We start from the raw sequence: 20,655 nt of genomic DNA, 5'->3' as shown, positions 1-20,655 counted from the left end.
CATGAACATGATGACCAACAAGGAAACCGGTTTCGCCAACCTGCTCGGCACCGGCCAGACCCTGAAGCAATACCGCGACGCGATCCTGGAGCGCACCGCGGCCACCGGCCACTACAACGGCCTGGAGACGCTCGAGCTGCGCGAGGCCGACCCGATCCGCTACGAGAAGCTGTTCTCCAAGCTGCGCGGCGGCCTGGTGCATGCGCGGGAGACCGCCAAGAAGATCGCCGCCAGCCCGATCGTGGAGCAGGAAGGCGAGCTGTGCTTCACCCTCTACAACGCCGCCGGCGACTGCATCCTGACCTCCACCGGCATCATCATCCACGTGGGCACCATGGGCGCCGCGATCAAGTACATGATCGAGAACAACTGGGAGGCCAACCCCGGCATCAACCCCGGTGACATGTTCACCAACAACGACTGCTCGATCGGCAACGTGCACCCCTGCGACATCGCCACCATCGTGCCCATCTTCCACGACGGCAAGCTCATCGGCTGGGTCGGCGGCGTCACCCATGTGATCGACACCGGCGCGGTCACCCCAGGCTCCATGTCCACCGGCCAGACCCAGCGCTTCGGCGACGGCTACATGATCACCTGCCGCAAGACCGGGGTGAACGACCAGCCGCTGCGCGACTGGCTGCACGAGTCGCAGCGCTCGGTGCGCACGCCCAAGTACTGGATTCTCGACGAGAAGACCCGCATCGCCGGCTGCCACATGATCCGCCAGCTGGTCGAAGAGGTGATCGCCGAGGACGGCCTGGAGGCCTACGAGAAGTTCGCCTTCGAGGTCATCGAGGAAGGCCGCCGCGGCCTCTCGACCCGTCTCAAAGCCATGACCCTGCCGGGCACCTACCGCAAGGTGGCCTTCGTGGACGTGCCCTACGCCCACGAGGATGTGCAAACGTCGAATGCCTTCGCCAAGCTCGACACCATCATGCATGCGCCGGTGGAGATGGAGATCCGCAAGGACGGCACCTGGCGCCTCGACTTCGAGGGCGCCAGCCGCTGGGGGTGGCACAGCTACAACGCCCACCAGGTGGCCTTCACCAGCGGCATCTGGGTGATGATGACCCAGACCCTGGTGCCCACCCAGCGCATCAACGACGGCGCCTACTACGGCACCGAGTTCCACATGCCCAAGGGCGGCTGGAACAACCCGGACGACCGCCGCACCGGCCACGCCTACGCCTGGCACTTCCTGGTCTCGGCCTGGACCACCATGTGGCGCGGCCTCTCCCAGGCTTACTTCAGCCGCGGCTATCTGGAAGAGGTCAACGCCGGCAACGCCAACACCTCCAACTGGCTGCAGGGCGGCGGCATCAACCAGGACGGCGAGATCCACGCGGTCAACTCCTTCGAGGCCTCCTCCTGCGGCACCGGCGCATCGGCCATCCGCGACGGCCTCAACCACGCCGCCGCGATCTGGAACCCGGAAGGCGACATGGGCGACATCGAGATCTGGGAGATGGCCGAACCGCTGCTCTACCTCGGTCGCAACGCCAAGTGCAACTCCGGCGGCTACGGCCAGTACCGCGGCGGCTGCGGCTTCGAGACCCTGCGCATGGTGTGGAAGGCGCAGGACTGGACCATGTTCTTCATGGGCAACGGCTTCATGAACAGCGACTGGGGCCTGATGGGCGGCTACCCGTCCGCCACCGGCTACCGCTTCGAGGCCCACAAGACGGGTCTCGAGCAGCGCATCGTGGTGGGCGACACCCTGCCGCTGGGCGCCGACGTGAATCCGGACGAACCGGACTACGAACGCCACATCGATGCCGGCGCCCGGGTCAAGCGCGATCACCAGTGCATGACCACCGAGGACTGCTACGAGAACTACGACCTGTACCTCAACTACCTGCGTGGCGGCCCCGGCTACGGCGACCCGCTCGACCGCGAGCCGGAGGCCATCGCCCGCGACCTGAACAACGCGTGGCTGCTGCCGGAATACGCGCAGAAGGTCTATGGCGCGGTGATTGCGCAGGACGACAAGGGGGTGTGGAGCGTCGATGCCGAGGCGACGAAGGCTCGGCGTGCGGAAGTACGCAAGGAGCGGCTCGCCCGCGCCGTGCCCACCCGCGACTGGATGCATGAGGAACGCGAGCGCATCGTCACCAAGCATGCCAGCGCCCAGGTCAAGCACATGTTCGCCACCAGCTTCGGCCTGTCGGCCAAGTTCCTCGCCCAGTTCAAGGCGTTCTGGAACCTGCCCGCCGACTGGAACCTCACCGAGGACGAGCTGGACGTGCCGTCCTACGGCAGCAAGTACCGCATGGACCTGGCGAAGATGCCCGACGTACGCACCGTGACCCTGGTCGAGGAATGACCGCCCACCGGAGCAGCAACTGACGCGCCGACGCTGACCCCATCCCCACCCTTGCCCTCCCCTTGAAGGGGAGGGTAAAGGCAGAGCCCGCCCGACTGCGCGCCGCCCCGAATCCTGCATGGGGCACGCAGCCCCCTCCCCTTCAAGGGGAGGGTCGGGGTGGGGATGGGTTTGCCAGCGCCGCGCAAGCCAACCCGAATCCAAGGAGTAATCAAGATGTCTACCTACACGAAAGAACAGGTCGCCAAACTCGCCGACGGCAAGCTCGACTGGGACACCACCATGCGCATGCTCGCCATGCCCAAGGACAACGAGCGCTTCAGCCTCTACGTGGAGGCCCTGCAGAAGAAGGTGAGCTGGGCCGACAAGATCGTCCTGCCGCTGGGCCCGCACCTGTACATCGCCCAAAACGCCAAGAGCAAGCAATGGGTCACCAAGTGCGAGTGCGGCCACGAGTTCGGCGACTACCGCGACAACTGGAAGCTCGAGGCGGTGGTGTACGTGCGCGACACCGAAGAAGCCATGACCGAGGTCTATCCCAAGCTCATGGCGCCGGACACCGCCTGGCAGGTCTATCGCGAGTACTACTGCCCCAGCTGCGGGACCATGCACGACGTCGAAGCGCCGACGCCGTGGTACCCGGTGATCCACGACTTCGAGCCCGACATCGAGGCCTTCTACGAAGAGTGGGTCGGCCTGCCGGTGCCCGAGAAGGCCGCCTGAGCCGAACCCGTCGCACCCGCCCCGGCCGCCGGGGCGCCGCCCCTTTGTTTCAGTTCTCTCCTGCCGGCGCGGTCCGATCGAGCCGCGTCGGCACCTTTTTTCGGAGTTCCCATGAAAGCACTCGTCTATCAAGGCCCCGGCAAGATGGCCTGGCAGGACAAGGCCGCCCCGGTCATCGACAAGCCGACCGACGCCATCGTCCGCATCACCCGCACCACCATCTGCGGCACCGACCTGCACATCCTCAAGGGCGACGTGCCCACCGTCACGCCGGGGCGCACCCTCGGCCACGAGGGCGTGGGCATCGTCGAATCCGTGGGCGACGGCGTGAGCAACTTCAAGCCCGGCGACCACGTCCTCATCTCCTGCATCAGCGCCTGTGGCCGCTGCCTCAACTGCAAGCGCCAGCTCTACGCGCATTGCGACGACGGCGGCTGGATTCTCGGCCACCTCATCGACGGCACCCAGGCCGAGTACGTGCGCATCCCCCATGCCGACAACAGCCTGCACCCGATCCCGGAAGGCGCCGACGAGGAAGCGCTGGTGATGCTCAGCGACATCCTGCCCACGGGCCTGGAGATCGGCGTGCTCAACGGCCAGGTCAAACCCGGCGACACGGTGGTCATCGTCGGCGCCGGCCCGGTCGGCATGGCGGCGCTGCTCACCGCCCAGTTCTACTCGCCGGCCCGGCTGGTGATGGTGGACATGGACGCCAACCGCCTCGACACCGCCCGCCAGCTCGGCGCCACCCACGCCTTCAACGCCGCCGAGGGCGACATCGTCGAACGCGTCATGGCGCTCACCGGCGGACGCGGCGCCGACGTGGCCATCGAGGCGGTGGGCATTCCCGCCACCTTCGAGGTGTGCCAGGAGATCATCGCCGCCGGCGGCCACATCGCCAACGTGGGCGTCCATGGCACGAGCGTGAACCTGCATCTGGAAAAGCTCTGGATCCGCAACATCACCCTCACCACCGGCCTGGTCAGCACCAACACCACCCCGATGCTGCTGCAGACCGTCCAGGCCGGCACCCTCTCGCCCGGGTCGCTGGTCACCCATCGCTTCGCCCTCGACGACATCGAGGAAGCCTATCGCGTGTTCGGCGACGCCGCCCGCGAGAAGGCGATGAAAGTGATCCTCGAAGCCTGAGCGGCATTGACGATGGAGGAGCTCGCCCCCATGAAGACCTATCTGGCGCACGGCACCCGGTTCGAAGACACCGCGCTGTGCCGATTCCTGAACGACTACGGCCATGCCGACCTGGACGCCCTGCACGCCAGCGCCCGCGAGGAGCCCACCCGGTTCTGGGCCGAGGTCGAGGACGCCGTCGGCCTCACCTGGCACCGGCGCTATCACACCGTGTGCGACCTGTCCCACGGCCCCGAGTGGCCGCGCTGGTTCGTGGGCGGCGAGCTCGACCTGTTCGAGAACCTCGTCGGCCGCCGCGCCCGCGCCACGCCCGAGCAGCCCGCCCTGATCTGGGAGGGCGACGACGGCGACCTGCGCCGCTTCAGCTGGCGCGAGCTGGACGACGCGGCGCGGCGCCTCACCACCGCGCTGGCGCGGCTGGGCGTGTGCCCGGGCGAGCGCATCGCCATGTACCTGCCGATGGTGCCCGAAACCGCGGTGGTGTTCCTCGCCGCCGCGCGCCTCGGCGCCATCGTGCTGCCGCTGTTCTCCGGCTACGGCGCCGACGCCGTGGCCAGCCGCCTGATCGACAGCGAAGCGATGGTGATGGTGTGCGCCGACGGCTACCTGCGCCGCGGCAAGCGCGTCGACATGCTCGGCGAGGCGCGCAGCGCCGCCGCGGCCGCCCCGGCCCTCGCCCACCTGCTGGTGGTGCCGCGCCTGGGCACGCCCTGGGCGCCGCAGGCGAGCGGGCAGTGGCGCGAGTGGGACTACCGCAGCCTGGTGGCGGCCTGCGATCCCGACACCGGCCCGACCATCCACGGCACCGCGACGCCGCTGATGATCCTGTACACCTCGGGCACCACCGGCCGCCCCAAGGGCGTGGTGCACACCCACGCGGGGTTTCCCCTCAAGGCCGCGCAGGATCTGCTCATGGCCTTCGACCTCAACCCGGGCGACCGCCTCGCGTGGATCACCGACATGGGCTGGATGATGGGGCCGTGGCTGGTGTTCGGCGGCCTGCTGCGCGGCGCCACCCTGGTGTTCTTCGAAGGCACCCCCGACCACCCCACGCCGGACCGCATCTGGCAGCTGGTGGGCCGCCACCGCCTCACCCACCTGGGCCTGTCGCCCACGCTCGCGCGCCTGCTCATGGCCGCCGGCGACGCCGGCCTGCCGCAACCGGGCCAGCTCGATAGCCTGCGCGTGTTCGGCTCCACCGGCGAGCCGTGGAACGATGCCCCCTGGCACTGGCTGTTCGAGAGCGTCGGCCAGGGCCGCTGCCCGATCATCAACTACTCCGGCGGCACCGAGATCGGCGGCGGCATCCTCGGCTGCTTCCCCGGATTGGCGCAGAAACCCTGCGGCTTCGCCGGCCCGATCCCGGGCATGCAGGCCGACGTGGTGGACGCCGAGGGCACCTCGCTGCTCGACCAGGACGGCGACGAAGTCGGCGAACTGGTGCTGCGCGCGCCCTGGCCCGGCATGGCCCACGGTTTCTGGCGCGACGCGGCGCGTTACCTGGACACCTACTGGTCGCGCTTTCCCGGCCTGTGGGTGCATGGCGACTGGGCCCGGGTGGACGCCGACGGCCACTGGTTCATCCAGGGGCGCAGCGACGACACCCTCAAGATCGCCGGCAAGCGGGTCGGCCCGGCCGAGTACGAGTCGGCCCTGGTCGCCCACCCCCTGGTGGCCGAGGCGGTGGCCATCGGCGTGCCCCATCCGGTCAAGGGCGAGGTGGCCACCTGCTTCGTCACCCTCGCCGACCCGGCGGCGGCCGACAGCGCCGACTGGCACGCCCACGAGACCGCCCTCATCGCCCATGTGGCCGGCCTGCTGGGCAAGCCGCTGGCGCCGGCACGGGTGCACCGGGTGAGCGCGCTGCCGCGCACCCGCAACGGCAAGATCCTGCGCCGCCTGGTACGGGCGGTCTGGCTCGGCGCCGATCCGGGCGACCTCGGTTCGCTGGAGAATCCGTCCGCGCTCGACGCGCTGCGCGACTATCGCGATTCACTCGAAGCGGTGGTCTGAAAAAACGTTCGATTGTCGAACGGTCGGCGTCCGACGAACGTTCGACAATCGAACGCATCGCCCCCAACCCCACCGCCACGGCCGCCGCCGGCCGCGGCGGATCGTCGCCATGCGGTCGTCTCCGGACGGTGCTCAAACATCGGCACGATGGCACCGTCTTTGCTAATGTAGAAACACACCCGTCCCGCGTGACGGGATGTGCGCGTTCGCGCCGACACATCCCGCCGCGCGGGGCATCGAGCAGTCGCCACCGGGCGGCACCGCCGACCCCAGCTGCCGCCAGAGCAGCAGGACACTGCTTTCGACAAGGAGGAGATCGAACGGATGACGTGGACATCTGAAGGCCAGCGCTTTTCCGAGCCCGGCAACGACGCCGCGGTCATGACCGCCTGGGAACGCTTTCTCGACGGCAGCGGCCGCCCCGGCGACGCGCTGCGCAGCCTGGTCGAAGGCTCCTGGCGGCGCTGCCGCGACCACAATGTGGACCCCGACAAGCGCAGCGCCCCGCAGCCGGTCACCGACTCCCGGCTCGAATCCCTGCGCAACGCCCACGACGAGCTCGTCCGCGCCAGTGCACCGATCATGGCCTGCGCGCGCGACTTCCTCGCCGAGACCGGCACCGTCATGGCGCTGGCCGACACCCGCTGCACCATCCTCAGCATGGAAGGCGACACCCGCACCCTGGGTGCCGCCGAGAACATCCACCTGATGCCCGGCGTGCCCTGGAGCGAGCGCCTGTGCGGCACCAACGCCATCGGCACCGCGCTGGCTGTGGGCGAGCCGGTGCAGATCCACTCGGCCGAACACTACTGCGCCGGCATCAAGCGCTGGACCTGCTCGGCCATGGTGATCCGCCACCCCATCGACGGCGAGATCCTCGGCGTGGTGGACGTCTCCGGCCTCTCCGAGACCTACAACCGGCAGAGCCTCGCCCTGGTGGTGACCACCGCCAACCGCATCGAGAGCCGGCTCACCATGCGCGAGACCGAGCTGCGCCTGCGCCTGCTCGAAGCCGCGCTACCCTACTGGACCTCGGGCACCGACAGCGTGGTGCTGTTCGACCGCCGCGGCTACCCCATCAAGGCCAACGGCAACGCCCAGGCTGTGCTCGCCGCCGTCGGCGCCGACCTCGACCTGACCCAGCCACGGCGCATCCCCGCCCTCGCCCTCGACGGCGACGCGACCCGGCTGCCGCCCTGGCTGCGGCCGGAATGGCTGTCGCCGGTGGTGGAGCATGGCGAGCGCATCGGCACCCTGCTGGTCCTGCCCCTGCCCACGCTCGGCCGCAGCCGCACGGCGCCCGCCGACGAGGACGACGCCCCCACCGCGAGCACCGGCTTCGCCAACATCATCACCGACAACCGTGGCCTCAAGGCGGCGGTGAAGAAGGCCGGCCAGCTGGCCCGCTCCCGGGTGCCGGTGCTGCTGCTCGGCGAGACCGGCGTCGGCAAGGAGGAGTTCGCCCAGGGCATCCACCGCGCCAGCCCCTTCGGCGACGGCCCCTTCGTGCCGCTCAACTGCGGCGGCCTGTCACGCGAGCTGCTCGCCAGCGAGCTGTTCGGCTACGTGGAGGGCGCGTTCACCGGCGCCCGGCGCGGCGGGCTGGTGGGCAAGATCGAGGCGGCCAACGGCGGCACCCTGTTCCTCGACGAGATCGGCGAGATGCCCATGGACCTGCAGCCGCACCTGCTGCGGGTGCTCGAACAGGGCGAGATCTACCGCCTCGGCGAGAACGTGCCGCGCAAGACCAACTTCCGCCTCATCGCCGCCACCCACCGCGACCTGCGCCAGGAGGTGGCCGACGGCCGCTTCCGCATGGACCTGTACTACCGGGTCGCCGTCACCTCGGTGCGCATCCCCACCCTGCGCGACCGGCCCGGCGACATTCCCCTGCTGGTGCGCCACTTCCTCGCCCACTTCGCCGAGCGCCACGAACGGGCCGTGCCCACCGTGGACGAGGCCGTGCTCACCCGCCTCGCCCGCTACGGCTGGCCGGGCAACGTGCGCGAACTGCGCAACGTGGTCGAGAGCATGCTGCTCATCTGCGACGGCGACCGCATCGGCCCCGACATGCTGCCGCCGGAACTGGAAGACACCGCCGTCGACACCCGCGACCCGGCCGCGCCCACCCAGATCGGCCAGTGTGTCAGCGAGGTCGAAGCCGACCTCATCCGCCGCACCATCGCCGCCACCGGCGGCAACCTCACCCGCGCCGCCCGCCAGCTGGCCATCGCCAAGAGCACGCTCTACCAGAAGCTCAAGGACTACGGTCTCTACGAAGAGGTGATGCAGCAGCGCATCCAGCGCCTGGGCGGGGCGCGCTAGGGTCCGTCACCCGCCCGCTGGCAGTGGCATGATGAGCGCGGCGGCTCAGTCCCAGCGATCGTCCCGCACCTGCACCGTGCCTGCCTCGACGCGCACCGGGAAGCAGGTCACCGGCTCGCACGCCGGGGCGCTCAGGGCCGCGCCGGTGACGAGCGAGAAGCGCGCGCCGTGGCGCGGGCAGATGATCTGGTCGCCCTCCACCGCGCCGGTGGACAGGGTCTCCTCCTCGTGGCTGCACAGGTCCTCGATGGCATGGTATCGGCCATCGACGTTGACCACCGCCACCGGCGTGCCGTCGAGGTCGACGGTGCGCACGGTGCCGGCGGGAAAGTCGTCGACGGGCGCCACATCGGTCCACTCATCCATGTCGGTCCTCCTTGTCGGTGCTCACACCAGCCCGAGATGGATGCGGGCCGCTTCGCTCATGCGCTCGGGCGTCCACGGCGGCTCCCACACCAGTTCCACCTGCGCCTCCTCGACCCCGTCGACCGCCTCGACGGCGCGCTCGACCACGCCGGGGAAGGTCTGCGCCACCGGGCAGCCGGGGGCGGTGAGGGTCATGCGCAGGTGCACGGTGCCGGTGGTCTCGTCGGCGTGCAGCTCATAGACGAGGCCCAGGTCGTAGATGTTGATCGGGATCTCGGGGTCGTGCACCTGGCGCAGCGCGGCGATGATGCGCTCGCGCAGGGGGCGCTCCGGTGCGCCGGATTCGACCTCGCGGGTCTCGCGTTTCGACAGCCATTTGAACTTGGTCATGACAACTCCTTGCCTCATCGGGCCGGCGTAGGGCGGATCAGCGCAGCGCCATCCGCCGCAGGTGGCGTCGCAAACACCGGGCACGCGTGAGGCGTGGACCGGCGAATGGCGCGGCTGCGCCGCTGATCCGCCCTACACCCGCCGGCAACGACGTACCTCATTCGGTGCTCACGGTCTCGTCCCCGCCGTGCAGCGCCGCGGCCAGGGTGTGCCAGGCGAGGGTGGCGCACTTGATGCGGGTGGGGAACTCGCGCACCCCGGCGAGCACCTCGAGCTTGCCCAGGGGCGCGGCGTCGGGCGCCGGGGTGCCGGTCATGAGCGCGTGAAAAGCGTCGAACAGGGCCTCGGCCTCGGCCACCGTCCGGCCCTTGAGGGCCTGGGTCATGAGCGAGGCCGAGGCGGTGGAGATGGCGCAGCCATGGCCATCGAATCGCAGGTCGACGATGCGCCCGTCCTCCACCTTCAGATGCAGGTGGAGCTGGTCGCCGCACAGGGGATTGACGCCTTCGGCATCGCGGTTGGCTTCGGGCAGGGGCCCGAAGTTGCGCGGCCGGCGGCCGTGGTCGAGGATCAGCTCCTGGTAGAGCCCGCGCAGGTCAGCCATCGCCGAACACCTCCCGCACCGCAGCCAGCGCCTCGAACAGGGCGTCCACCTCCGCGCGCGTGTTGTACAGCGCGAACGAGGCCCGCACCGTGGCCGCCACGCCGAAGTGATCCATGACCGGCATGGCGCAGTGATGGCCGGTGCGCACCGCGACACCGTGGTGGTCGAGGATGGTGCCCACGTCGTGGGCATGCACCCCGTCGAGCACGAAGGACAGCACCCCCGCCTTGCGCGGCGCGGTGCCGATCAGGCGCAGGCCGGGGACGTCCTGCGCGCGGGCGGTGGCGTAGTCGAGCAGGTCATGCTCATGGGCGCCGATGGCGTCGAAGCCGAGCGCCTCCAGGTAGTCGATGGCGGCGCCGAGGCCGATGGCGCCGGCGATGTTGGGGGTGCCGGCCTCGAACTTGTAGGGCAGGTCGTTGTAGGTGGTGCCTTCGAAGCGCACCCGGCGGATCATGTCGCCGCCGCCCTGCCAGGGGGCATCTCGTCGAGCAGCGCGGCCTTGCCGTAGAGCACGCCGATGCCCGTCGGGCCGTACAGCTTGTGCCCGGAGAAGGCATAGAAATCGCAGTCCAGGGCCTGCACGTCCACCGCCAGGTGCGGCGCCGCCTGGGCGCCGTCCACCAGCACCGGCACGCCGTGGGCGTGGGCCAGCTCGACGATGTGGCGCACCGGGTTGACCGTGCCCAGCGCGTTGGACAGGTGGGTCACCGCCACCAGGCGGGTGCGCCGGTTCAGGTGGCGGGCGAAGGCGTCGGGCGGCAGCGCGCCGCTCTCGTCGATGGGCGCCACCCGCAGGGTCGCGCCGCTGCGTGCGCACAGCAGCTGCCAGGGCACGATGTTGGAGTGGTGCTCCATCTCGGTGACGAGGATTTCGTCGCCCGGCTGCAGGCGCTGGCCGAAGCTGGCGGCCACCAGGTTGATGGCCTCGGTGGCGCCACGCACGAACACGATCTCCTCGACGCGTTCGGCGTTGAGGAAGCGGCGCACCCGTTCGCGCGCGCCTTCGTAGGCCTCGGTGGCCTGCTGGCTGAGGGCGTGCACGCCACGGTGGATGTTGGCGTTGTAGTCCCGATAGCAGGCCAGTTCGGCGTCGATCACGGCCTGCGGCTTCTGCGCCGTGGCGGCGTTGTCCAGGTAGACCAGCGGGCGCGCGTTGACGGTGCGCGCCAGGATGGGGAAATCCGCACGGATGCCGGCGATCTCGAAGGGCCGGCACACGACGGTGACGTCGGTCGGTTGGGTCATGAGCTTCCTCCCGCGCCGGGCAGGCGCTCGCGCACGCAGGCGTCGACATGGGCCCGCAGCGCCGGCGGCTCCAGCCCGGCGACGATGTCGCCGGCGAAGGCCTCGATCAACAGGGCCCGCGCCGCCGTCGCGCCGATGCCGCGGCTGCGCAGATAGTGCAGGGCGTCCGCATCGAGCTGGCCCACGGTGGCGCCGTGGCTGCACTTGACGTCGTCGGCCCAGATCTCCAGTTGCGGTTTGGTATCCACCTCGGCGTGCTCGGAGAGCAGCAGGTTGTGGTTGGCCTGTGCCGCGTCGCTGCCCTGGGCGTCGGCGCGCACGATCACGCGGCCGTTGAAGACCGCCCGGCCACCGCCGTCCACGATGCCCTTGTAGCGCTCGCGGCTGGTGGCGCCGGGGCTGGCGTGGTCGACCAGGGTGTGGTGGTCCACATGGCGGCGCCCGTCGGCCAGGTAGAGCCCGTTCAGCCCGGCCTGCGCGCCCTCGCCGCCCAGCCGGGTGGCGATGCCGGTGCGCGACAGGCGGGCGCCGAGCGCGATCGAGGTGGACGCGAGCCGGCTGCCGGCGGCCTGGTCGACGCGCAGCGCCGCGATGTGGGTGGCGCGCGGCCCCTCCGCCTGCAGTTTCACGTGGTCGAGATGTGCGCCGTCGGCGAGCTCGATCTCGGTGAGGGTGTCGTTCAGGCAGGCGCCCGTGCCCAGGCCCACGTGGTGCTCGACGATCCGGGCGCGCGCGCCGGCGCCCAGGCGGATCCGGTTGCGGGTGCACAGGGTGGCGTCACTGAGGGTGGTGACGAACAGCAGCTGCAGCGGCCGCGCCAGCCCGTGCCCGGCCGGCAGGTCGATGAAGGCGCCGTCGGTCCACGCGGCGGCGGCCAGGGCGGTGAAGCCGTCCGCGTGGGCCACCCCGTCGGCGTCGGCCCGCAGCCAGTGCGCGCAGCGCATGGGGACCGTGTCGAGGGCGTTCGCCAGACCCTCGATGACCACATCCTCGGCATGCGCCTCCAGGCACGACAGCGCCGGGGCCAGGCGCCCGTCCACGAACACCAGGCGGTCGCAGCCGGCGATCAGATGGGGCGCGAGCAGGGCCGCCTCGGGCGTGATGCGTGCCGGGCCGGCGAGCTCGAGCGGTTGGGCGTCGAGGTGGGTGAGGCGGGTGTATTTCCAGTCCTCGTCACGCGTCGTCGGCAGGCCCAGCTCGGCGAAGCGGCGCCGCGCCGCCCCGCGCGCGCGGCGCAGCCAGGGCAGCTGGGTGCCGGGCAGGGCGGCCTGGCGCTGTTCGAGCTGGTCGAGGAAGTGTTCGCGCGCGCCCATGCTCAGCTCCTCGGCGCGACATCCGCGCCGGCCGCCGTATCGTCGAGCCAGCCGTAGCCGCGCGCCTCCAGCTCGCGCGCCAGCTCGGGGCCGCCCGAACGCACGATGCGCCCGCCGGCGAGCACATGCACCCGGTCGGGGGCGATGTGATCGAGCAGGCGCTGATAGTGGGTCACGAGCAACATGGCGCGCTCCGGCGCGCGCAGCGCGTTGACCCCGCCGGCGACCACCTTGAGGGCGTCGATGTCGAGCCCCGAGTCGGTCTCGTCGAGGATGGCCAGACGCGGCTCGAGCACGGCCATCTGCAGGATCTCGTTGCGCTTCTTCTCGCCGCCGGAGAAGCCTTCGTTCACCGCCCGGTAGAGCATGGCCTCGTCCATCTGCATGAGCGCGAGACGGTCCTTGACCAGCTCGAGAAAGTCCATGGCGTCCAGCTCCTCCTCGCCGCGGTGCCGGCGCTGGGCGTTGAGCGCCGCCTTGAGCAGGTTCACGTTGGCCACCCCGGGAATCTCGACCGGGTACTGGAAGGCGAGAAACACGCCCTCGCGGGCCCGTTCCTCGGGTTCGAGCGCGAGCAGGTCGCGGCCGTCGTAGGTGACCGTGCCGTCGGTCACCGCGTAGCCCTCGCGCCCCGCCAGTACATGGGCGAGGGTGCTCTTGCCCGAGCCGTTGGGGCCCATGATGGCGTGCACTTCGCCGGCGTCGACGGTCAGGTCCAGCCCCTTGAGGATGGGCTTGCCGTCGACGGTGACGTGCAGGTTGGTGATGCTCAACATGGTTCGTTTACCTCCATACCGTTCGTTTTCCGGGCCGAGCCGCGCGCCGTCGCGTCCGGCGGTCGGACTTCAGTCGGACAACTCCGCCCTATCCACCATCGATGTCGGACTGAAGTCCGACCTACGTGGGGGGATGGCGCGCGTCACCCGGCGGGTTCATCCGACACTCCCTTCCAGGCTCACGCCCAGCAGCTTCTGCGCCTCGACGGCGAACTCCATGGGCAGCTCGCGGAACACCTCCTTGCAGAAGCCGCTCACGATCAGCGACACCGCGTCCTCGCCCGACAGGCCGCGGTTGCGGCAGTAGAAGAGCTGGTCTTCGCCGATGCGCGAGGTGCTCGCCTCGTGCTCCACGTGCGCGCTCGGGTGCTTGACCTCGATGTACGGAAAGGTGTGCGCCGCGCAGGTGTCGCCCAGCAGGAGCGAATCGCACTGGGTGTAGTTGCGCGCGTTCTCGGCGCTCTTGGCCACCCGCACCAGGCCGCGATAGGCGTTGCTGCCGTGACCGGCGGAAATGCCCTTGGAGACGATGGTGCTTTTCGTGTTGCGCCCCACGTGGATCATCTTGGTGCCGGTGTCCGCCTGCTGATGGTGGTTGGTCAGGGCCACGGAGTGGAACTCGCCCACCGAGTCGTCGCCGCGCAGGATCACGCTGGGGTACTTCCAGGTGATGGCCGAGCCGGTCTCCACCTGGGTCCACGAGATCCGGGCGCGGTCGCCACGGCACTCGCCGCGCTTGGTGACGAAGTTGTAGATGCCGCCGCGCCCGTCCTTGTCGCCCGGGTACCAGTTCTGCACCGTGGAATACTTGATGTGCGCGTCTTCCAGCGCGATCAGCTCCACCACCGCGGCGTGCAGCTGGTTCTCGTCGCGCATGGGCGCGGTGCACCCTTCCAGGTAGCTCACATAGGCCCCCGGCTCGGCGATGATCAGGGTGCGCTCGAACTGGCCGGTGTTCATGGCGTTGATGCGAAAGTAGGTGGACAGTTCCATCGGGCAGCGCACCCCGGCCGGCACGTAGCAGAACGAGCCGTCGGTGAACACCGCCGAGTTGAGCGTGGCGAAGAAGTTGTCGGTGTAGGGCACGACCGTGCCCAGATACTTCTGCACCAGGTCCGGGTGCTGCTGCACCGCCTCGGAAAACGAGCAGAAGATGATGCCCAGGTCGGCGAGCTTGTCCTTGAAGGTGGTGGCCACCGAGACGCTGTCGAACACCGCGTCCACCGCCACCCCGGCGAGCAGCTCGCGCTCGGCCAGGGGCACGCCCAGCTTGTCGTAGATGCGCAGCAGCTCCGGGTCGACCTCGTCGAGGCTGGCCGGGCCGTCGTTTTTGGTTTTCGGCGCCGAGTAATAGGCGATGGCCTGGTAGTCGATGGGCGGGTGGGTCACCGTGGCCCACTGCGGCTCGCGCATCGTGAGCCAGTGGCGGTAGGCCGCCAGACGCCACTCGAGCATGAACTCGGGCTCGTTCTTCTTGGCCGAGATCAGGCGGATCACGTCTTCGGACAGGCCCACGGGCACGGTGTCGGATTCCAGCGGCGAATAGAAGCCATGGGCGTATTCGCGCCCGATCAGGCGGTCGAGCTGGGTGCGCCCGGCCTTGTCGCGGCTCGGTTGCGGCACGGATTGGGGGGTCGTTCGGGTGCTCATGTCACGTGTTCTCCCGTCGTTGTCGGTGGTGGCGCCACGGGCAGGACCGGCGGCCGCGTCATGTCGGCCAGGCTGGTCTGCTCCAGGGTCCGGCGCAGCACGCGGTCCAGCGCCAGCCAGTTGCCGCGCACCGCGCACGAGGCCTCCTGCGCGCACAGGCCCGAGCGCACCGCGCACTCGGTCACGCCCAGCGGACCTTCGAGGGCCTCGATCACCTCGGCCAGCGAGATCGCCTCGGCCGGCCGCGCCAGCGCGTAGCCGCCGTGGGCGCCGCGCATGGACGCGAGCACGCCGGCACGCACCAGGGTCTTGAGGATCTTGGCCGCGGTCGCGTGGCTCACCTGGGCGCCGGCGGCCAGGGCCGCGGTGGCAAAGTGGCGGCGCGGCTCGCGCGCCATGGCGGTGAGCATCACCATGCCGTAGTCGGTCAGTTTCGCCAGTCGCAACATCGCGCCGCTCCGTGGTGGATACGTCAATTAGTACCTGCTTGGTCCTGTTTTGTTCCCGCCCTGGCGAAGCGCCGCCGGCCGACCCAGAATCAGGGCATGGACACCTTGCTCGCCCCCCGGCTGGTGAACGACGTCTTCGGCGACCCGGGTCTGTACGTGGACGTGCGCGAGGCGCGGCGCGCGCTGCTGTTCGACCTGGGCGAGCTGCGCCCGCTGTGGCCGCGCCATCTGATGCGCCTGTCGCATGTGTTCGTCACCCATACCCACATGGACCACTTCGCCGGCTTCGACCACCTGCTGCGCGTGATCCTCGGACGCAAGCCGGCCCTGGTGCTCACCGGCGGCCCCGGCTTCATCGACGCGGTCGCCCACAAGCTGGCCGCCTACTGCTGGAACGTGGCCCATCGCTACCCGGTGGAGCTGCGCCTGGAGGCACGCGAGTACGACGGCGCCGACACCCTGCGCCGGGCCCGCTTCTCCAGCCGGCACCGCTTCGCGCGCGAGGACGACACCCCGCTGCCCGTCACCGGCGGCCTGCTGCTCGACGAGCCCGCCCTGCGCGTGCGCGCCACGGTGGTGGACCACGGCACCCCCTGCCTGGCCTACCTGATCGAGGAAGCCGCCCGCCCGCGGGTCGACCCGGCCCGCCTCGCCGCGGCCGGCTACACCCGCGGCGCCTGGCTCACCGAGCTCAAGCAGGCGGTGCTGCGCGGCATGCCCGACGACACCCCCATCGAGATGCGCTGGCGCGACCGCGACGGCGATCACAGCGCGCGCCAGACCGTGGGCCTCCTGCGCGCCCAGGTGCTCGACCTCGTGCCGGCACGGCGCATCGGCTACGTGACCGACCTGTGCTTCACCGCCGCCAACGTCGCCGCCCTCGAACACCTCATGCCCGCGCCCGACCAGCTCTACATCGAGGCCGTGTTCCGTCAGCGCGACGCCGACCACGCCGAGCGCAAGCACCACCTCACCGCCCACCAGGCCGGCACCATCGCGCGCCGGCTGCAGGCCCGCGAGGTGATTCCCTTCCATTTCTCGCCGCGCTACGCCGACGCGCCCGACGCCTTGCGCGAGGAAGTGCGCGCCGCCCACACCGGCCAGGCTCCGTAGACACGAACGGAACCGCCCCCGCCGCCGGTCCGTCCACCCTGTGGACAGCACCACCGACAAGGAGGCGAGTCATGCATCGGTTTCATCATCACAAGGGGGCGCCAGAGCGCGCCTATGTGTCGGAGTTCACCCGTTTCATGGAGGACTTCATGGACCACCACCCCGAGGAACGCGAGGAACAGCGCGACGGCTGGCGCATCTTCTGGGACAAGCAGGTGGACCTGAAGGCCCAGCATGAACGCGACGAGAGCGAGGTGCCCACGCCGGGCTACTACTACTTCGACTCGCCCGACGAGCCGCACTGAGGCCGCCGGCGCACGAGGTCCGCCGGGCGCGGGCTGGCATACTGGGCGTTTGCCCCCGGAGCCCGCCCGATGCCCCTGGATCTCGACTTCGTCCGCCGCTGCTTTCCCGCGTTTGCCGAGCCGACGCTGACGTCGACCGCGTTCTTCGAGAACGCCGGCGGCTCCTATGCCTGCGCGCCGGTCATCGACCGGCTCGACACCTACATCCGGCGCCTCAAGGTGCAGCCTTACGGCGCCTACCCGGCCTCGCGCGAAGCGGGTGAATGGATGGACGAGTCCTATCGCCGCCTGGCCCCCTACCTCGGCGTGCCCGACGACTGGCTGCATTTCGGCCCGTCCACCTCGCAGAACACCTATGTGCTCGCGCAGGCGTTCCGGCGCCGGCTCGCGCCCGGCGACGAGATCGTCGTCACCAACCAGGACCACGAGGCCAACAGCGGCGTGTGGCGACGGCTCGCGGCCGACGGGGTGGCGGTACGCGAATGGCGGGTGGACCCGGACAGCGGCCACCTCGACCCCGCGGCCCTGGCCCGGCTGCTCGGCCCCCGCACCCGGCTGGTGTGCTTCCCCCATTGCTCCAACATCGTCGCCGAGATCAACCCGGTGGCCGACATCGTGGCCATGGCGCACGCCCACGGCGCGCATTGCGTGGTCGACGCGGTGTCCTTCGCCGGCCATGGCTTCCCGGACGTGGCCGCGCTGGGCGCCGATGCCTATCTGTTCTCGCTCTACAAGACCTTCGGCCCCCATCAGGGCCTGATGGTGATCCGCCCCGAGCTGCGCGCGGAACTGGGCAACGAAGGGCACTATTTCAACGCCGACCAGCCACGCAAATGCCTGACCCCGGCCGGCCCGGACCATGCCCAGGTGGCCGCCGCCGCGGGCATCGCCGACTACTTCGACGCGCTCGACGCCCACCACCACCCGGGTGCCCCGGCCGCGGACCGTCCGGCGCGGGTGCGCGCACTGATGCACGCGGCGGACACGGCGCTGCTCGCCCGCCTCCTCGACGGCCTGGCCGCCCGCCCGGGGCTGCGCGTCCTCGGGCCGCAAACGCCGGACGCTCGCGCCGCCACCGTCGCCGTGGTGCCGGACGAGCCCACCCCGCTGGCGCTGGCCGAAGCCCTCGGCCAGCGCGGCCTGATGGTGGGCGCCAGCCACTTCTACGCGGTGCGGCTGCTCGAGGCGATAGGCATCGATCCGGCGCGCGGGGTGCTGCGCCTGTCCATGGTGCATTACACCAGCGCCGACGACGTCGACCGCCTGCTCGCCGGGCTCGACGCGGTGATGGCGGCGCGCTGACCCGCCACGCCGGGCCGGTGGCGCCCGAAGTTGCAAGAATCCGCCGTTTTCCCGACACTCGCCTAACGCTCACCGCCCCCGCGCCGGAACAAGATGCCCGACACGCACCCACCCGCCGCCGCCGCGCGCCCCGACGCCCACCCATGCGCCGCAGCCTGATCCTCGCCTGCGCCGCGCTGGCCGGCTGCGCCAGCTATGTGCCGGCGCCCATCACCCCGGCCGGGCTCGCGCAGCAGTTCGAGCAGCGCTCGCTCACCGGCGACGACATGCGCCACGCGCTGACCGAGCAGCTCGGCCATGCACCGGCCTCCTGGCCCCCCGCGCGCTGGGACCGCACCTTGCTGACGCGCGCCGCGTGGCATTTCAACCCCGAGCTGGCGATCGCCCGCGCCCGCTGGCAGCGGGCCGTCGCCGGCATCGAGGTGGCCGGCGCGATGCCCAATCCGACCCTGCAGCTGCCGCTGGAGTACACCACCGACGCCCGCGGCACCACGAGCCCGTGGACCGCCGGCCTGCTGCTCGACATCCCCATCGAAACGGCGGGCAAGCGCGACGATCGCATCCGCCAGGCGCAGGCGCTGGCCGAGGCCGCGCGTCTCGACGTCCTCGACCGGGCCTGGCAGGTGCGCGGCGAGGTCCGCCAGGCGCTGCTGGGGCTGTTCGGCGCGCGCGAGCATCGCCGCCTGGCGCGCCGCCAGGTCGCGGACCGGGAGCAGATCCACGCCATGATCGAACGCCGGGTCGCGGTCGGCGACAGCCCGGCCGCGGCGGCGGACCTGTCCGCCCTGGCGCTGAGCCGCGCCCGCACCGCGCTGGCCGCGGCCGAAGGCGCCTGGATCGATGCGCGCGCCACCCTGGCCCGGGCCATCGGCGTCCCGGTCGCGGCGCTGGACGCGCTGAGGCTCGATCTGGACGAGTTCGACCGGCCGCTGCCGCCCGCGCCGGACGATGCCGACCGCGCCGCCCTCTTCCATCGCGCCGATCTGCTCGCCTCGCTGGCGCGTTACGAAGCCAGCCAGGCGGCCCTGCAGCTGGAGGTGGCGCGGCAATACCCCGACATCCACCTCGGCCCCGGCTTCAGCTACGACCAGGGCGACCACCGGATCGCCTTCGGCCTGCCGGGCATCACCCTGCCGGTGTTCGACCGCAACCAGGGCGGCATCGCCGAGGCCGAAGCCGGGCGCAAGGAAGCCGCCGCGCGCACCGCCGCCCTGCAGTACCGCATCCTCAACGCACTGGAGCGCGCCGTGTCCCGCTACCGCCAGGCCCGGCGCACCGACCGGGCCGCCAGCGACGCGCTCGCCAGCGCCACGCGCACCTTCGCCCGCCTCAAGGCCCGCTTCGCCGCGGGCGACATCGGCCGCCTCGCGCTGGTCCAGGCGGCGACGGAGCAGGACGCCGCCGCCATCGACCACCTCAACGCCCGGCTCGCGACCCAGCGGGCCGCCGGCGATCTGGAGAACGCCATGCAAATGCCACTCGGCCCGGCCACCGAGGCGGCCGCCGCGGGGGTGTCGCCATGAGCGCCCGACGCCTCATCCTCGCCCTCGTCGTCGTCGCCGTGCTGGCGGCCGGCGCCTGGCTGGGCGAGCGGGCCGTCGAGCGCCCGCCCGCCACCGATGACGCCCCGCCAGCGGCGCAGACGCCCCGTGTCAGCACCGTCGACGGCGAGACGGTCATCACCCTCGACGCGGCCGAACAGCGCGCCGCCGACCTCGCCACCGCGCCCCTGGCGGCGGCCGAGATCACCACCGAGTCCACCGCCTACGCCACCGTGCTCGATCCGCAACCGCTGTTCGAGCTGCGCGCCCGCCTGCTCGCGGCGCAGGCCCAGCTGGCGCAGGCACGCACCGGTGCCGACGCCGCGCAGGCGGAATACCGGCGCACCCGCGCCCTGTTCGCGGACGACCGCAACACCTCGGCCAAGGCGCTCCAGCAGGCCCAGGCCGCCGCCGCCGTGGCACAACAGCAGGTGAATGCGGCGCGCACCGCGGTGCAGGGCGCCCGCGCCGCGCTGCGCCTGCAGTTCGGGCCGGCACTGGCCGGCGTCGAGGACGCGCGGACCGGCCAGCGGCTGGAGGCCATCCTGGCCGGCAACGCGGCGCTGGTGCGGGTCACCTTCCCGCCTGCCACGCCGATGCCGGCACCCGCCAGCGTGACCCTCGCCGACCCGAACGGCACCCCGGTGTCCGCGCAGCGGCTGTCGCCCTTCCCGCACAGCGACCCGCAGATCCAGGGCCAGCCGTGGCTCTATCTGGCGGACCGGGGCCTGCCCGGCGGCATGCGCACCGAGGCGCGCTACACCGCCGACACCGCCTCCCCCGCCACCGGGGTGACGGTGCCGAAGGACGCGGTGGTGTGGTACGGCGGGCAGCGCTGGGTCTATGTGAGCCCGGCGCCCGAACGCTTCGTGCGCCGCCCCCTGCCGGTGGCGGAAGACACGGACGTGCGGGTCGTGCCCACCGGCGCGCTGCACCCGGGCGACCGGGTCGTGGTGCGCGGCGCGCAGCTGCTGCTGTCCGAAGAGCTGCGGCCGCGTGGCGCCGCCGCCGAGTGCGAGGACCCGCCCGAATGCGACGACTGATGCGCACGCCGGCGTCGAC

At 71.1% G+C, this 20,655-nt stretch carries 17 protein-coding genes and 1 pseudogene; 10 read left to right on the top strand and 8 right to left on the bottom strand.

The window, feature by feature from the left end; genetic code table 11:
- The first annotated feature begins 1 nt into the window (after nucleotide 1).
- The 5 genes from G3580_RS00145 (at nucleotide 2) to G3580_RS00125 (ending at nucleotide 8,536) form a co-directional block, all read left to right on the top strand.
- A complete protein-coding gene (locus tag G3580_RS00145; protein WP_173763336.1) occupies nucleotides 2-2,326 on the top strand; it encodes a hydantoinase B/oxoprolinase family protein in 2,325 nt (774 codons plus the stop codon).
- A gap of 216 nt (nucleotides 2,327-2,542) precedes the next feature.
- Nucleotides 2,543-3,049 carry an acetone carboxylase subunit gamma gene (locus G3580_RS00140; RefSeq protein ID WP_173763335.1) on the top strand — a complete coding sequence of 169 codons (507 nt, stop codon included), beginning with the start codon at nucleotides 2,543-2,545 and terminating at the stop codon, nucleotides 3,047-3,049.
- Nucleotides 3,050-3,160: 111 nt separating this feature from the next.
- Nucleotides 3,161-4,198, top strand: a complete 1,038-nt coding sequence (locus G3580_RS00135; protein WP_173763334.1) for a zinc-dependent alcohol dehydrogenase family protein — start codon at nucleotides 3,161-3,163, stop codon at nucleotides 4,196-4,198.
- Between the two features lie 30 nt (nucleotides 4,199-4,228).
- On the top strand, nucleotides 4,229-6,211 hold the full coding sequence (locus G3580_RS00130; RefSeq protein ID WP_173763333.1) for an AMP-binding protein: 1,983 nt from the start codon (nucleotides 4,229-4,231) through the stop codon (nucleotides 6,209-6,211).
- Between the two features lie 324 nt (nucleotides 6,212-6,535).
- Nucleotides 6,536-8,536: a sigma-54-dependent Fis family transcriptional regulator gene (locus tag G3580_RS00125; RefSeq protein WP_173763332.1), complete on the top strand. Its 2,001-nt coding sequence runs from the start codon at nucleotides 6,536-6,538 to the stop codon at nucleotides 8,534-8,536.
- A 45-nt stretch (nucleotides 8,537-8,581) separates the two neighbouring features.
- Here G3580_RS00125 and G3580_RS00120 read toward each other — a convergent pair whose 3' ends face one another.
- The 8 genes and pseudogenes from G3580_RS00120 to G3580_RS00085 all read right to left on the bottom strand — a co-directional run bounded on the left by G3580_RS00120 (nucleotide 8,582) and on the right by G3580_RS00085 (nucleotide 15,332).
- Complete coding sequence (locus tag G3580_RS00120; RefSeq protein WP_173763331.1) at nucleotides 8,582-8,902, bottom strand: non-heme iron oxygenase ferredoxin subunit; 321 nt, start codon at nucleotides 8,900-8,902, stop codon at nucleotides 8,582-8,584.
- A gap of 21 nt (nucleotides 8,903-8,923) precedes the next feature.
- Entirely contained in the window at nucleotides 8,924-9,292 is a 369-nt protein-coding gene (locus G3580_RS00115; protein ID WP_173763330.1) for an SUF system Fe-S cluster assembly protein, read from the bottom strand.
- Nucleotides 9,293-9,449: 157 nt separating this feature from the next.
- A complete protein-coding gene (gene sufU, locus G3580_RS00110) occupies nucleotides 9,450-9,896 on the bottom strand; it encodes a Fe-S cluster assembly sulfur transfer protein SufU (RefSeq protein WP_173763329.1) in 447 nt (148 codons plus the stop codon).
- Nucleotides 9,889-11,144: pseudogene (locus tag G3580_RS00105) on the bottom strand (SufS family cysteine desulfurase). Before G3580_RS00105 ends, sufU begins: the two are co-directional and overlap by 8 nt.
- The gene (gene sufD / locus G3580_RS00100; protein ID WP_173763328.1) at nucleotides 11,141-12,457 is read right to left on the bottom strand and encodes a Fe-S cluster assembly protein SufD; all 1,317 of its coding nucleotides are present in this window, start codon (nucleotides 12,455-12,457) and stop codon (nucleotides 11,141-11,143) included. Before sufD ends, G3580_RS00105 begins: the two are co-directional and overlap by 4 nt.
- A gap of 2 nt (nucleotides 12,458-12,459) precedes the next feature.
- Nucleotides 12,460-13,233 carry a Fe-S cluster assembly ATPase SufC gene (gene sufC, locus G3580_RS00095; protein ID WP_173763327.1) on the bottom strand — a complete coding sequence of 258 codons (774 nt, stop codon included), beginning with the start codon at nucleotides 13,231-13,233 and terminating at the stop codon, nucleotides 12,460-12,462.
- Between the two features lie 156 nt (nucleotides 13,234-13,389).
- On the bottom strand, nucleotides 13,390-14,883 hold the full coding sequence (gene sufB / locus G3580_RS00090; protein ID WP_173763326.1) for a Fe-S cluster assembly protein SufB: 1,494 nt from the start codon (nucleotides 14,881-14,883) through the stop codon (nucleotides 13,390-13,392).
- Entirely contained in the window at nucleotides 14,880-15,332 is a 453-nt protein-coding gene (locus G3580_RS00085) for an SUF system Fe-S cluster assembly regulator (protein ID WP_173763325.1), read from the bottom strand. The genes sufB and G3580_RS00085 overlap by 4 nt, the downstream gene beginning before the upstream one ends.
- A gap of 96 nt (nucleotides 15,333-15,428) precedes the next feature.
- Here G3580_RS00085 and G3580_RS00080 point away from each other — a divergent pair, with 96 nt between their 5' ends.
- From G3580_RS00080 to G3580_RS00060, 5 genes are all read left to right on the top strand, one after another.
- On the top strand, nucleotides 15,429-16,445 hold the full coding sequence (locus tag G3580_RS00080) for a ribonuclease Z (protein WP_173763324.1): 1,017 nt from the start codon (nucleotides 15,429-15,431) through the stop codon (nucleotides 16,443-16,445).
- A gap of 71 nt (nucleotides 16,446-16,516) precedes the next feature.
- A complete protein-coding gene (locus G3580_RS00075) occupies nucleotides 16,517-16,750 on the top strand; it encodes a DUF3460 family protein (RefSeq protein WP_173763323.1) in 234 nt (77 codons plus the stop codon).
- Nucleotides 16,751-16,819: 69 nt separating this feature from the next.
- Nucleotides 16,820-18,052: an aminotransferase class V-fold PLP-dependent enzyme gene (locus tag G3580_RS00070; protein WP_173763322.1), complete on the top strand. Its 1,233-nt coding sequence runs from the start codon at nucleotides 16,820-16,822 to the stop codon at nucleotides 18,050-18,052.
- A 143-nt stretch (nucleotides 18,053-18,195) separates the two neighbouring features.
- Nucleotides 18,196-19,575 carry a TolC family protein gene (locus tag G3580_RS00065; RefSeq protein WP_173763321.1) on the top strand — a complete coding sequence of 460 codons (1,380 nt, stop codon included), beginning with the start codon at nucleotides 18,196-18,198 and terminating at the stop codon, nucleotides 19,573-19,575.
- Nucleotides 19,572-20,636 (top strand): efflux RND transporter periplasmic adaptor subunit, encoded by a 1,065-nt coding sequence (locus G3580_RS00060; RefSeq protein WP_173763320.1) that lies wholly within the window; start codon nucleotides 19,572-19,574, stop codon nucleotides 20,634-20,636. The genes G3580_RS00065 and G3580_RS00060 overlap by 4 nt, the downstream gene beginning before the upstream one ends.
- The last annotated feature ends 19 nt before the right edge of the window (nucleotides 20,637-20,655 follow it).

Source organism: Nitrogeniibacter mangrovi, assembly GCF_010983895.1.
Classification (GTDB): Bacteria; Pseudomonadota; Gammaproteobacteria; order Burkholderiales; family Rhodocyclaceae; genus Nitrogeniibacter; species Nitrogeniibacter mangrovi.
The sequence above is the reverse complement of the archived record's forward strand: the minus strand, read 5'-3'. Positions and strand labels throughout refer to the sequence as shown.